Source organism: Streptomyces sp. NPDC026659 (assembly GCF_040638245.1).
In the GTDB taxonomy this organism is placed as follows: domain Bacteria; phylum Actinomycetota; class Actinomycetes; order Streptomycetales; family Streptomycetaceae; genus Streptomyces.
Genome location: NZ_JBEZXY010000002.1, coordinates 285,287 through 297,578, shown reverse-complemented (window position 1 = coordinate 297,578; position 12,292 = coordinate 285,287). Strand labels below are relative to the sequence as shown.

General features: G+C 73.6%; 13 protein-coding genes. 8 read left to right on the top strand and 5 right to left on the bottom strand.

From position 1 onward, the window contains the following. Positions 1 to 9: 9 nt before the first annotated feature. Together AB0E91_RS05930 and AB0E91_RS05925 are read left to right on the top strand one after the other, a co-directional pair. Entirely contained in the window at positions 10 to 360 is a 351-nt protein-coding gene (locus tag AB0E91_RS05930) for a DivIVA domain-containing protein (RefSeq protein ID WP_361775819.1), read from the top strand. Beyond that, the gene (locus tag AB0E91_RS05925) at positions 357 to 953 is read left to right on the top strand and encodes a DNA-3-methyladenine glycosylase I (protein ID WP_361775816.1); all 597 of its coding nucleotides are present in this window, start codon (positions 357 to 359) and stop codon (positions 951 to 953) included. Before AB0E91_RS05930 ends, AB0E91_RS05925 begins: the two co-directional genes overlap by 4 nt. A gap of 37 nt (positions 954 to 990) precedes the next feature. Here the strand turns inward: AB0E91_RS05925 and AB0E91_RS05920 are convergent, their stop codons facing one another. Continuing rightward, positions 991 to 1,794: an enoyl-CoA hydratase-related protein gene (locus AB0E91_RS05920; protein ID WP_361775813.1), complete on the bottom strand. Its 804-nt coding sequence runs from the start codon at positions 1,792 to 1,794 to the stop codon at positions 991 to 993. Positions 1,795 to 2,170: 376 nt separating this feature from the next. Here AB0E91_RS05920 and AB0E91_RS05915 point away from each other — a divergent pair, with 376 nt between their 5' ends. Then, complete coding sequence (locus tag AB0E91_RS05915; RefSeq protein WP_018544333.1) at positions 2,171 to 2,338, top strand: DUF3117 domain-containing protein; 168 nt, start codon at positions 2,171 to 2,173, stop codon at positions 2,336 to 2,338. Positions 2,339 to 2,437: 99 nt separating this feature from the next. Here AB0E91_RS05915 and AB0E91_RS05910 read toward each other — a convergent pair whose 3' ends face one another. Next, positions 2,438 to 3,136: an O-methyltransferase gene (locus AB0E91_RS05910; protein ID WP_361777304.1), complete on the bottom strand. Its 699-nt coding sequence runs from the start codon at positions 3,134 to 3,136 to the stop codon at positions 2,438 to 2,440. 172 nt (positions 3,137 to 3,308) lie between these two features. Between AB0E91_RS05910 and sigE the strand changes: the two genes are divergently transcribed. From sigE to AB0E91_RS05885, 5 genes are all read left to right on the top strand, one after another. Further along, positions 3,309 to 4,088: an RNA polymerase sigma factor SigE gene (sigE, locus tag AB0E91_RS05905; RefSeq protein WP_202486364.1), complete on the top strand. Its 780-nt coding sequence runs from the start codon at positions 3,309 to 3,311 to the stop codon at positions 4,086 to 4,088. Further along, entirely contained in the window at positions 4,085 to 5,026 is a 942-nt protein-coding gene (locus AB0E91_RS05900) for a zf-HC2 domain-containing protein (RefSeq protein WP_361775808.1), read from the top strand. The genes sigE and AB0E91_RS05900 overlap by 4 nt, the downstream gene beginning before the upstream one ends. Positions 5,027 to 5,447: 421 nt before the next feature. Further along, the gene (locus AB0E91_RS05895; RefSeq protein WP_361775805.1) at positions 5,448 to 7,511 is read left to right on the top strand and encodes a trypsin-like peptidase domain-containing protein; all 2,064 of its coding nucleotides are present in this window, start codon (positions 5,448 to 5,450) and stop codon (positions 7,509 to 7,511) included. A gap of 84 nt (positions 7,512 to 7,595) precedes the next feature. After that, positions 7,596 to 8,033 (top strand): sec-independent translocase, encoded by a 438-nt coding sequence (locus tag AB0E91_RS05890; protein ID WP_361775802.1) that lies wholly within the window; start codon positions 7,596 to 7,598, stop codon positions 8,031 to 8,033. Positions 8,034 to 8,277: 244 nt separating this feature from the next. Next, positions 8,278 to 8,949: a hypothetical protein gene (locus tag AB0E91_RS05885; RefSeq protein ID WP_361775799.1), complete on the top strand. Its 672-nt coding sequence runs from the start codon at positions 8,278 to 8,280 to the stop codon at positions 8,947 to 8,949. A 55-nt stretch (positions 8,950 to 9,004) separates the two neighbouring features. Here AB0E91_RS05885 and AB0E91_RS05880 read toward each other — a convergent pair whose 3' ends face one another. Genes AB0E91_RS05880 through AB0E91_RS05870 form a run of 3 tightly spaced genes read right to left on the bottom strand, consistent with a single transcriptional unit; the run spans position 9,005 to position 12,087 of the window. Further along, a complete protein-coding gene (locus AB0E91_RS05880; protein ID WP_361775796.1) occupies positions 9,005 to 10,138 on the bottom strand; it encodes an Mrp/NBP35 family ATP-binding protein in 1,134 nt (377 codons plus the stop codon). A 43-nt stretch (positions 10,139 to 10,181) separates the two neighbouring features. After that, complete coding sequence (locus tag AB0E91_RS05875; protein ID WP_361775793.1) at positions 10,182 to 10,802, bottom strand: DUF1003 domain-containing protein; 621 nt, start codon at positions 10,800 to 10,802, stop codon at positions 10,182 to 10,184. Next, entirely contained in the window at positions 10,792 to 12,087 is a 1,296-nt protein-coding gene (locus tag AB0E91_RS05870; protein ID WP_361775790.1) for a CBS domain-containing protein, read from the bottom strand. The genes AB0E91_RS05875 and AB0E91_RS05870 overlap by 11 nt, the downstream gene beginning before the upstream one ends. Positions 12,088 to 12,292: the final 205 nt, after the last annotated feature.

Here is a 12,292-nt window from a genome sequence, read left to right as displayed (position 1 = left end):
ACCCTGGCGATGCTGATGTTCTTGTTCCTGGTCGTCGCGCTGGCCGTCGTGGTGGCCGCCGTGACGCTCGCCGTGGTGGGCGGCGGGGAGAGCACCCCGCTCCCGGAGGCCGCTCCGGAGCGGCTGACGGACCCGCTCCCGGCGGACCGGCCGGTCGGCGGCGCCGACGTGGAGAGCCTGCGCTTCCCGCTGGCCCCGCGCGGCTACCGCATGGCCGACGTGGACGACGCGCTCGGCCGTGTCGCGGCCGAACTCGCCGAGCGCGACGCCCGGATCGCCGACCTGGAGTCCGCGCTCGCCGGTGCCCGCGGCACCGGGCCCACCCGCCTGGACAAGCCGGGTTCCGAGGAGGAGCGATGAGCGACGGCACGGCGGTGGCCGGGTCCGACGGCAGGCTCCGCTGCCCCTGGGCCCTGTCCGCCGAGGAGTACGTGGCCTACCACGACGAGGAGTGGGGCCGCCCGGTCCACGGCGACGACGCCCTCTTCGAGCGGCTCAGCCTGGAGGCCTTCCAGTCCGGCCTGTCCTGGATCACCATCCTGCGCCGCAGGCCCGGCTTCCGCGCCGCGTTCGCGGGCTTCCACATCGAGAAGGTCGCCGCCTTCACCGACGAGGACCGCGAGCGGCTGCTGGCCGACACCGGGATCATCCGCAACCGCGCCAAGATCGACGCCACGATCGCCAACGCGCGGGAGCTCGCCGGCTGGTCCGAGGGCGAGCTGGACGAGCTGATCTGGTCCCACGCCCCGGACCCGGCCGGACGCCCGGTGCCCAAGGTCCTCGGGGACGTGGCCGCCGTGACCCCCGAGTCCACCGCCCTGTCCAAGGCGCTGAAGAAGCGGGGGCTGCGCTTCGTCGGCCCGACGACGGCGTACGCGCTGATGCAGGCCTGCGGGCTGGTCGACGACCACCTGGAGACCTGCATCGGCAGAGGGGGCACACCGGGCGCCTGAGGGGGCGTACCGGTGCCTGAGCGGGCGTACGCCCCGGTCAGCGGCCGAGGTACTCCGGCTTCCGCTTCTCCACGAACGCCCGGACCGCGATCGCGTGGTCCTCGGAGGTGCCCGCGCGGCTCTGCAGCTCGTCCTCCTTCTCCAGGGTCTCGGCGAGGGAGTGCGTCAGGCCGTACGCCACCGACTCCTTGAGCGCCGCGTAGGCCACCGTCGGTCCCTCGGCCAGCTTGCGGGCCACCCGCTCGGCCTCGGCGCGCAGCTCGGCGGCGGGCACCAGGCGGCTCGCGATGCCCAGCTCCAGCGCCTCCTGGGCGGTCAGGGAGCGCGGGAAGAGCAGCAGATCGGTGGCGCGGCCCGGGCCCACCACGCGGGGCAGCGTCCAGGACACGCCCGAGTCGGCGGTCAGCGCGACCCCGGCGAACGAGGTGTTGAAGGACGCGGTGTCGGCCACCAGCCGGTAGTCCGCCGCCAGCGCGAAGCCGAAGCCCGCCCCGGCCGCGACCCCGTTCACCGCCGCGACCACCGGCTTCGGCGCGTCCACCAGCGCCCGCACGATCGGGTTGTAGTGCTCCCGGACCGTGCTCATCGTCTGCCCCGAGCCGGACTCCCGGTCGGCGGCCAGCAGCCCGATGTGCTCCTTGAGGTCCTGGCCCACGCAGAAGGCCCGTTCGCCCGCCGCCGTCAGCAGGACGGCCCGTACCGCCGGGTCGGCGGCGGCCGCCTCCGCCGCCTCCCGCAGCGCGTTCTTGGTCGCGATGTCCAGGGCGTTCATCGCCTCGGGACGGTTCAGCTCGATCGTCGCGAGCCCGTCGTTCACCTCGTAGAGCACGGTGTCGGCCATGGCGCGTCCCCTCCGGTGTCGCGGCTGTGACGTACCGACCGGTACGCCTTTGTCCGAGTACAGCATGGCGGAGATCGCCGCCCATGGGCCGCGGTGTCCGTGTGACCTGCGTCAAAGAAAACCGGTACGGACTCGTCCGGGTACCGTCCGCGAGGCGGAGCAGTATCGCAGGCACATCCCCGAATTGAGTGGTTTTGCTCGCGCGCGTTGCCCAAGCGATGCCGACCGATGTTGGTCATCGGGTCCTGCGATGCGGGATAATGGCTGGGAAGCAATGTGTTCGATGCCGGTGTCGCGCGTCCCCTCAGTGGACCGCGGGTGCCCTTCGTGGGGTCGTCGGCAGACGATGAGCCTGGTTTCAGGAAGGGGTACGAGCATGGCGGCCATGAAGCCGCGGACGGGTGATGGCCCGCTCGAGGTGACCAAGGAGGGGCGGGGCATCGTCATGCGCGTTCCGCTCGAAGGCGGCGGTCGACTCGTCGTCGAGCTGACCCCTGACGAGGCCGAGGCGCTCGGCGACGCCCTCAAGAAGGTCGTCGTCTGACGCGCTCCCGATCTCAGACGGCCCCGGTACCGCTCGCGGTACCGGGGCCGTCGTGTTCCCGCTCGGCGCTTCCGCCGGTTCGGCGCCCGGCGGTCCCGCTCAGCGCTTGACGGCGCAGAGCAGCCCGTCGCCCACGGGCAGCAGCGAGGTCACCAGCTCCCCGCTCTCGCGCACCGTGCGCAGCAGCTCGCGCACGCGCAGCACCTCGGTCGGCTGCGGGCCCGAGTCGACGGTGCGGCCGCCCGCGAAGACGCCCTCGAAGACCACCAGGCCGCCGGGGCGCAGCAGCCGCAACGATTCAGCGAGGTAGTCCGAGTACTCCAGGCGGTCGCCGTCGCAGAAGACGAGGTCGTAGCCCGCGTCCGCGAGGCGGGGCAGGACGTCGAGGGCGGGGCCGGGGATGAAGCGGGCCCGGTTGCTGGCGAAGCCGCTGGCGCGGAAGGCCTGCCGGGCGAACTGCTGGTGCTCCGGCTCCGGATCGACGGTGGTGAGCACCCCGTCCGGGCGCATTCCGTGCAGCAGATGGATTCCGGACACCCCGCAGCCCGTGCCGATCTCGGCGACCGCCTTGGCGTCCACCGAGGCGGCGAGCAGCCGCAGCGCGGCACCCGTGCTGGGCGTCACCGAGCGCAGTCCCGCGTCCCGGGCCCGGTCGCGGGCCCAGAGCAGCGGTTCGTCCTCGGCGACAAAGGCGTCGGCGAACGCCCAGCTCGTCTGCCGGTTGCCGGTAATGGCCCTCTCCTGTCCCCGTAATTGCCTCGGCGTGACTGTATCCGTTGGGGGCGGGAACCCGCAGATGGGACCGAGCGTTCAACAGGATGAGCCGGCGATCCGCCGGACCGGCGGAACGCGACGGGGGCGAAGGGTGACGCAGGGTGCGGAACACATGCGCACGCAGCTGGATGACCCGGGGCGCCGCGCGTCAAATTCTCGTAAAACCGCTTATCCGGAGCTAACGGGCGAGGTGGCTATGGTAGGGGCTCCACTGGACACCACCAGAGCCGACAGGGGAGGTGCGGCCACGCCCGGGGACCGGGGAGGAGTGCTGCGGCGCTTCCTCGGGTCGGGCAGGCCGAAATCCGTGACCGACACCGCTGCTGACCGTCCCGCCGGAATCGCCGCGGGCGACTCCCAGACCGCGACCTTCGCCACCGACGCGGACGCACAGGCGTGGACTCCGCCCAGCTGGGAGGAGATCGTCAGCACCCACAGCGGCCGGGTCTACCGGCTCGCCTACCGCCTCACGGGCAATCAGCACGACGCGGAGGACCTCACCCAGGAGGTCTTCGTCCGGGTCTTCCGCTCCCTGTCGACGTACTCGCCCGGCACCTTCGAGGGCTGGCTGCACCGGATCACCACCAACCTGTTCCTGGACATGGTCCGGCGCAAGCAGCGCATCCGCTTCGACGCCCTCGGCGAGGACGCGGCCGAGCGCCTGCCCAGCCGCGAGCCCACCCCGCAGCAGGTCTTCAACGACGCCCACTTCGACGCGGACGTGCAGCAGGCCCTGGACACCCTCGCGCCCGAGTTCCGCGCCGCCGTCGTGCTGTGCGACATCGAGGGGCTGTCGTACGAGGAGATCGCCGCGACCCTGGGCGTCAAGCTCGGCACCGTCCGCTCCCGTATCCACCGCGGCCGCTCCCAGCTCCGCAAGGCCCTGGCCCACCGCTCGCCGGAGGCGCGCCGGGCCGAGCGCCGTTCCTTCCTGTCCCCGGTGCCCGCACTGGGGGGAGGGGGCACGCCCGCGTGAGCGCATCCCGGCCCGAACCCGCGACGGCACACCTCGCGGAACAGCATCTGGGAGACCGGCTCTCCGCCCTGGTCGACGGAGAACTCGGTCATGAGACGCGCGAGCGCGTCCTCGCCCACCTGGCCACCTGCGGCCGGTGCAAGGCGGAGGCGGACGCGCAGCGGCGCCTGAAGAACGTGTTCGCGCAGGCGGCCCCGCCGCCGCCCTCCGAGAGCTTCCTCGCCCGTCTCCAGGGCCTGCCCGGCGGCGACCCCGACAGCGGGGACCGGCTGCCCGGCGGCCCCTTCGGACCTGGCCCCGACGCCGGGGTCTTCGGCGTGCGCGACCCCGACCGCTTCGCCTTCGGCTACGTCCCCGCGGTCCCGGCCCACGCGGCCGTCCCCGGCGAACAGGGCTTCCGCATCCACCCCGTGGGGGAGCGGTCCGCCTCGCGCGGGCTGCGGTTCGCGGTCGCCGCCGCCGGTGCGGTCTCCCTCGCGGCCGTCGCCCTGGGCGGTGTGGGCGGCGCCCTCCCCGGCGACCTCACGGCCGACGCCCGCAGCGGCTCCGGCGCGGGCAGCAACGTGGCCCCGGCCCGCTCGGCGGGCACCGGCACCGGCACGCCGGGTACGGGTGCCGCGCCCGAGACCCAGCGGCGTCGCGCCACGGCCCCGCTGCTCGCCCAGGGCACCGGACAGCTCGGCCGGACCCCCGCGGCGCCCACCTCCGTCTCCGCGCCCCTGCTGCCCGGCCTGCCGGCACCGGCCGACGGACGGGCCCAGGACACCGTGCGCGACCTCGCCCTGCCCCAGGCCCCCGCCGCCCCGCTGATACGCCCGCTGGACGAGATCACCCCGTTCTCCGTCAACTCCACCGCTCCCACGACCGCCTGGGCCGCGGTCCCGGGCCCCTCCGCCGCCCCCGCCCCCGTCACGTCCCCCGCCCGTCAGGCACCCTGACACCGCCTGCGCCGCCTGCGGCGAACCTGGTTGAATCCTGTAAAGCCGTGCCCGGAGCGCTGGACCCCGGGCACCGCCAGGGGATCGAGCCGCGCGGCCACCACCGACACGCGTGGCCGCGAACAGCCGTGGGGAGAGCATGAACGAGGGCAACCCGCCGTACGTCCCGCAGGGCGAACGGGAGGAACGGCCGGAGGGGACGACAACGCCTGCGGGGGCGCCTGCGGCTGGGCTTGGCGGAGTGGAACCTGGGGTTTCTCCGGCTGCCGGGCCGGGTGCCGGTGGCGTGGTGGGGGGTGCGGATCGGCGGGGGGATTTCCCGGCTGGGCCGGTGCCGACGGCGCCTGCGGCTGGGCTTGGCGGGGCGGAACCTGGGGTTTCTCCGGCCGCCGAGCGGGATGCCGGTGGCGCGGTGGCAAGGGTGGAACAGCCAGGGGACTTCCCGGTCGTACGGGGGCGTGAGGCAGAGCCGGTGGACGGACTGGTCGTGCCGACCCGTGCGGCGGAGCCGGGGGACTTCCCGGTCGTGGCGGGGCGTGAAGTGGAGCCGGGGGACGGGCTGGTCGTGCCGGCGCGTGAGCCGGAGCCTGTGGGCGGACCGGCCGTGCCCGGGTGTGAGGGGGAGCTGGTGGAGGGTTCGGCCGGGCCCGCGCGTGAGGTGGAGCCGGTGGATGGGCTGGTTGTGCCGGTGTGCGAGCAGGAGTCGGGGGACGGACTGGTCGTGCCGGGGCGTGAAGTGGAGTCGGGGGACGAATTGGTCGTACCGGGGCGTGAAGTGGAGTCGGGGGACGGACTGGTCGTGCCGGCGCGTGATCCGGAGCCGGGGGACGGGCCGGCCGGGGTCGCGCGTGCGGCGGAGCCGGTGGACGGCCGCGCCCGTATATCGGCCGACACCGCCCCCGCCCGTCCCACCCCCCTGCACGAGCCCGACCCCTACAGCACCCCGCCCTACGGCGAACCCGGCCCCTGGGCCCCCGCTCCGCCCTTCCAGGGCCCCGGGGTGACACCCGCCCACGGGACGCCGTACGTGCCGCCCCAGGCGCCGTATCCCACGGCCGACGCCGTGCCGCCCCAGGCGCCGTACCCCACCGTCGACGCCCTGCCGGACCCGGCGCACGAGATCCACGCGCACCAGACCCATGCGGCCCCGCCCCACGTGCCCCAGCCTCACCTGGGTCAGGCCCACGCGCCGCAGCCTCACCTGGGCCAGGCCCACGCGCCCCAGCCCCACGCGCCCCAGCCCCACGCGCCCCAGCCCCACGCGCCCCAGCCCCATGCGGCCCCGCCCCACCCCGCCCCCGTCGACCCCTGGCAGCGCTACGACCCCTGGGCCGTGCCGAACCTCCAGCAGGCCGACCCCGTGATGCCCGCGGAGCGGCCCTCGCGGCGGAAGGTGCTGCTCGGGTGGGGGCTCGCCGTCGTGCTCGTCGCCGGGGGGCTCGGCGGGTTCGCCGGGGCGTGGCTGGAGCGGGCGGGGATCGGGGACGTCCATCTGCCGCAGGCGGCCAAGGTGCCCGCGGGCAGGGCGCCGGGCAGCGTGGCCGGGATAGCCGCGCGGGCCCTGCCCAGCGTCGTCACCCTGCATGTGAGCGGCGACGACGAGGCCGGGACCGGCACCGGGTTCGTCCTCGACACCCGGGGCCACATCCTCACCAACAACCACGTCGTCGCGCCCGCCTCCTCCGGCGGCGAGATCACCGTGACGTTCAGCACCGGCGACACCGCGCGGGCCCGAGTCGTCGGCCGGGACAGCGGGTACGACCTCGCGGTGGTCCAGGTCAGCGGCGTACGCGGCCTCACGCCCCTGGCGCTCGGCGACTCCGACGACGTGCGCGTGGGCGACCCGGTCGTCGCCATCGGCGCCCCCTTCGACCTGGCCAACACCGTCACCTCCGGCATCATCAGCGCCAAGGAACGCCCCATCACGGCCGGCGGCGAGAAGGGCGACGGCAGCGACATCTCCTACGTCGACGCGCTTCAGACCGACGCCCCGATCAACCCCGGCAACTCCGGCGGCCCGCTCCTCGACGCGCACGCCCAGGTCATCGGCATCAACTCGGCCATCCGCTCCGCCGGCAACGACACCGACTCCGGCGAGAGCCAGGCCGGGTCCATCGGCCTCGGCTTCGCCATCCCGGCCAACCAGGCCCGGCGGGTCGCCGAGGAACTGATCAACGAGGGGCACGCCACCCACCCCGTCATCGGCGTCACCCTCGACATGGGCTACACCGGCGACGCCGCCCGCGTCTCCGCCAAGGGCGGCACCGGCGGCCCCGCCGTGCAGCCGGGCGGCCCCGGTGACCGCGCCGGACTGAAGGCGGGCGACCTCGTCACCGAGGTCGACGGCCACCGCGTCCACTCCGGCGAGGAGCTGATCGTCAAGATCCGCGCCCACCGGCCCGGCGACCGGCTCCGCCTCACCGTCGAGCGCGCCGGGGCCGAACGCGTCGTCTCCCTCGTCCTGGGAGCCTCCGAGCGGAACTGACGGAAGTCTCACCCCGGCGCGGTACCGGACTCCGGACCGCGCCGGGTACCGTTGAGCGACCGAGGACATCCCAAGGAGCTTCAGGTGTTCAATGACATAGGGCCGCTTGAGCTGCTCACGCTCATCGTCCTCGCCGTGCTCGTCTTCGGTCCGGACAAGCTCCCCAAGTTCATCCAGGACGTCACGCGGACGATCCGCAAGATCCGCGAGTTCTCGGACAGTGCCAAGCAGGACATCCGCAGCGAGCTGGGCCCCGAGTTCAAGGACTTCGAGTTCGAGGACCTGAACCCCAAGACGTTCCTGCGCAAGCAGCTGGAGAACGACGACCTGGGGCTCCAGGAGATCCGCAGCGGCTTCGACCTCAAGCGCGAGATGACCGACCTCACCGACTCGGTCAACGGCCACGGCACGGCCGTACCCGCCGCCCCGCAGGCCCCTTCCGGCGGGCGTGTCGACATGACCAAGCGTCCCGACACGCCGGGCCCGGACGAGCGTCCGCCCTTCGACGCCGACGCCACCTGAGCCCGTCTCACCCGTACGGCCCACCGCGCGACACGCTGCCTCATCCGTCCCCCACGACCCCCTGAACGGCGCGTACCTGCCGCCCATCGCGTCGGCCCGTTCCCCGCACGACCCACGAGCAGGGCGGTTTCCCAGCGGCTCTCAGCGGTGTGGATATGCTGCCGAGTTGTTGTGCGGACCGGGCGCGTACGCCCGAAGGGGGGCGGGCTGCCCCGGTCCGACGAGAGCGAGGAGGCGTCCGGGCATGGAGACGACGAGTCGGGTGGGCGCGAAGACGCCGACCGCGGCGGGCGGACAGCGGGGCCCGTCCGGCCACCGATCGGTCGACGGCTATCTGCGGGCGCCCTTCCCGTGGTACGGCCTGGACGAGGCGTTCACGGGCGCCCGCTGGCTGATGCAGGTCGGCACGGCGGCCGACGGCGCCGTGGAGCACGGATCGATCGGTCACGGCGACGAGCCCTCGGTGCGCCACGAGCACAGCGCCGCGGCCACCGACGAGGCCAGGGAGAAGTTCGCGGTCGTCGTGACCGTCCCGGTGAACCCCTCCCGGCGCAGCGCGGACGGCACCGGGCTCCTGGAGGCCACCTCGGTCTCCTCGGCGGCCTGGCTGGCCGGGGTGGGGCTCCTGTCGGTCACCTGGCCCGGCCAGATGGACCACGCCCTGCGCGACGACTGGCTGGACCAGCAGACCGAGACCGCCTGGGCGCTCGCCGACGACCTGGAGGGCACGGAGTGGTCCATGCTCTCCCTGCCCGTGGACGGCGTGGCCACACCCTTCCACTACCGGGAGTCCGAGTTCGGCTGGGTGCTGGCCGGTTCCACCGGGGCCGGGGTGCATCTCGGCGCGTACGGCCGGGGCATGAGCGCCTACGGGCTCGGCTTCGCCATCGTCAAGGACATCGGCGCCTACGCCTGACGACACGGAAGGGGGCACCGGCGGATTCCGCCGGTGCCCCCTTCCACGTCGTGCCTCAGAACTTGTTCCGCGGCGTGATCCCCAGCGACAGCCCCGACAGGCCGCGCTGACGGCCGCCCAGCTTGCCCGCGATGGACCGCAGGGCCGAGCCGGCCGGGGACTCGGGGTCGGTCAGGACGACCGGCTTGCCGTCGTCGCCGCCCTCGCGCAGCCGCACGTCGATCGGGATGCTGCCGAGGACCGGGACCGTCGCGCCCGTGGTGCGGGTCAGGCCCTCGGCGACCGTCTGGCCGCCGCCCGTGCCGAACACGTCGACCATCTCGCCGCAGTGCGGGCAGGGCAGGCCCGACATGTTCTCGACCACGCCGACGATCTTCTGGTGGGTCTGCACCGCGATCGAGCCCGCGCGCTCGGCCACCTCGGCCGCCGCCTGCTGCGGGGTCGTCACGACCAGGATCTCCGCGTTCGGGATCAGCTGGGCCACCGAGATCGCGATGTCACCGGTGCCCGGCGGCAGGTCGAGCAGCAGGACGTCCAGGTCGCCCCAGTACACGTCCGAGAGGAACTGCTGGAGCGCGCGGTGCAGCATCGGGCCGCGCCAGACGACCGGCGCGTTGCCCGGGGTGAACATGCCGATCGAGATGACCTTCACGCCGTTCGCCGACGGCGGCATGATCATGTTCTCGACCTGGGTGGGACGGCCGTCCGCGCCCAGCATGCGCGGCACGCTGTGGCCGTAGATGTCGGCGTCCACGACACCGACCTTCAGGCCGTCGGCGGCCATCGCGGCCGCCAGGTTCACCGTCACGGAGGACTTGCCGACGCCGCCCTTGCCGGAGGCGACCGCGTAGACCCGGGTCAGACTGCCGGGCTTGGCGAAGGGGATCTCGCGCTCGGCCTGCCCGCCGCGCAGCGCGTTGGCCAGCTCCCGGCGCTGCTCGTCGCTCATCACGTCCAGGGCGACGTCGACCCCGGTGACCCCCGCGACGCGGGACACCGCCGTGGTCACGCGCTCGGTGATGGTCTCGCGCATCGGGCAGCCGGAGACCGTCAGGTAGACGGTGACCGCGACCGCGCCGTCCGCGCCGATCTCCACCGATTTGACCATGCCGAGTTCGGTGATCGGTCGGTTGATCTCGGGGTCGTTCACCGTCGCCAGTGCCTCGCGCACCGCGTCTTCCATAGCCATAAGGTCGATGGTACGGCGCGGGGCGGTGCCGCCGTGTAGCGCCTCAGCGGTCGTCTGCGTCACGCCCCGACGGCCGTTCCGCCCGTTCCGCCGGGAATGAGATACGGGACGGGTGTCCGTCGCGGCGCCGCTGCTCCTCCAGGTCCCGGACCAGGTCCTGGAGCTCGGAGCGGATCCAGTCCCGGGTGGCCACTTCACCCAGGCCCATGCGCAGCGCGGCGATCTCCCGGGTCAGGTACTCGGTGTCCGCGATCGACCGCTCGTTCTGCTTGCGGTCCTGCTCCAGGTTGACCCGGTCGCGGTCGTCCTGCCGGTTCTGCGCGAGCAGGATCAGCGGGGCCGCGTAGGACGCCTGGAGGGAGAGCATCAGGGTCAGGAAGATGAACGGGTACGGGTCGAAGCGCACCACCGCCGGGGCCGCGATGTTCCACAGCACCCACACGATGATGACGACCGTCATCCAGACGAGGAAGCGGCCCGTGCCGAGGAAGCGCGCGATCCGCTCCGAAAGGCGGCCGAACGCCTCCGCGTCCCACTCCGGCAGCAGCCGGCGGCGCGGCGGGCGCGGCTGGTCCAGGCGCATCCGGGGCCGGGCGGCGGCCGTGGCGCCCGCCGGGGAGCGCTCGCGGCCGCCGTCCCGGCTCCCGTCGCGTTCAGCCCCCATGGCTCGCGGCTCCCTGCTCCATCGCGCCGTCCAGGTGGAACTCCGTCTCCCGCCAGTCCTCGGGCAGCATGTGGTCGAGCACGTCGTCCACCGTGACCGCGCCGAGCAGTGAACCGGACTCGTCCACCACGGGCGCGGCGACCATGTCGTACGTGGCGAAGAACCCGGCGATGACCGGCAGCGTGGCGTCCGGGTCCAGGGACTGGAGGTCGTCGTCGATGAGCGAGCTGACCAGGGTGTACGGCGGGTCGCGCAGCAGCCGCTGGAAGTGCACGGTGCCCAGGTACTTTCCGGTCGGCGTCTCGTCGGGCGGCCGGCAGACGTAGACCTGCGCGGCGAGCGCGGGGGAGAGGTCGGGGTTGCGGACCCGGGCGAGCGCGTCCGCGACGGTGGCGTCCGGGCGCAGCACGATCGGCTCGGTCGTCATCAGACCGCCCGCCGCGTGCTCCTCGTACGCCATCAGGCGCCGCATGTCGGCCGCGTCGTCGGGCTGCATCAGGCTCAGCAGCCGCTCCTGGTCGTCCTCGGGCAGCTCGCCGAGCAGGTCGGCCGCGTCGTCGGGGTCCATGGCCTCCAGGACGTCGGCGGCGCGCTCCTCCTTGAGCTTGCCGAGGATCTCGATCTGGTCGTCCTCGGGCAGCTCCTCCAGGACGTCCGCCAGCCGGTCGTCGTCCAGGGCGGCGGCGACCTCGGCGCGCCGCTTGGGGGAGAGGTGGTGCAGCACGTTGGCCAGGTCGGCCGGGCGCAGCTGCTCGAAGGTGGCGAGCAGGCTCTCGGCGCCCTGCCCGTGCTCCTCCAGCGAGAACCCGGTGACGTCCGACCAGGGCACGGTCAGCGTCTCGCCCTTGGCCCGCCGGAAGGCGCCGCCCTTCTTGCCCTTGCGTACGAAGGCGCGGTCGACCTCCCAGTCCCGGCGGGCCGGGAGCTGCTGCACGGACAGGTCGAGGACGGTGACCTCCTCGCCGGTCTCCACCAGCTGCACCCGCCGGTCCAGGAGTTCCCCGAACACCAGCCGCTCGGTGGGCCGCTGCTCGAAGCGGCGCACGTTGACCACGCCGGTGGAGATGACCTGGCCGGAGTCGAGTCCGGTCACCCGGGTCATCGGCAGGAAGATCCGGCGCCGGTTGGACAGTTCGACGACCAGCCCGAGGACGCGCGGGGGCTTCCGCCCGACGCGCAGCATGACGACCAGATCACGGACGCGGCCCACCTGGTCGCCGGTCGGGTCGAACACGGGAGCCCCGGCCAGGTGCGAGACGAAGATCCGGGGAGCACCGGCTGCCATGGCTTCGCCTCCTTTGCGTGGAGATGCGGGGGGACGGGGCGGGGAGTGTGTGCGGAACGGGCCCTTGTTGCCCGGTTATGTCGACTCGCGTGCGCTTCAGGCTAGCCCGTACCGATCGGACACGCCCTGGTGGACGGTCCGGACGGACGCGCTCCGTCGTGGCCCCGGGGCCACCGGTACGCTGCCGTACGCCGTTCGGAACGTC

Coding starts and splice junctions, on each gene's coding strand:
- AB0E91_RS05930 (WP_361775819.1), top strand. CDS start 10: ATGCTGATGTTCTTGTTCCTGGTCGTCGCGCTGGCCGTCGTGGTGGCC.
- AB0E91_RS05925 (WP_361775816.1), top strand. CDS start 357: ATGAGCGACGGCACGGCGGTGGCCGGGTCCGACGGCAGGCTCCGCTGC.
- AB0E91_RS05920 (WP_361775813.1), bottom strand. CDS start 1,794: ATGGCCGACACCGTGCTCTACGAGGTGAACGACGGGCTCGCGACGATC.
- AB0E91_RS05915 (WP_018544333.1), top strand. CDS start 2,171: ATGGCGGCCATGAAGCCGCGGACGGGTGATGGCCCGCTCGAGGTGACC.
- sigE (WP_202486364.1), top strand. CDS start 3,309: ATGGTAGGGGCTCCACTGGACACCACCAGAGCCGACAGGGGAGGTGCG.
- AB0E91_RS05885 (WP_361775799.1), top strand. CDS start 8,278: ATGGAGACGACGAGTCGGGTGGGCGCGAAGACGCCGACCGCGGCGGGC.
- AB0E91_RS05880 (WP_361775796.1), bottom strand. CDS start 10,138: ATGGCTATGGAAGACGCGGTGCGCGAGGCACTGGCGACGGTGAACGAC.
- AB0E91_RS05875 (WP_361775793.1), bottom strand. CDS start 10,802: ATGGGGGCTGAACGCGACGGGAGCCGGGACGGCGGCCGCGAGCGCTCC.
- AB0E91_RS05870 (WP_361775790.1), bottom strand. CDS start 12,087: ATGGCAGCCGGTGCTCCCCGGATCTTCGTCTCGCACCTGGCCGGGGCT.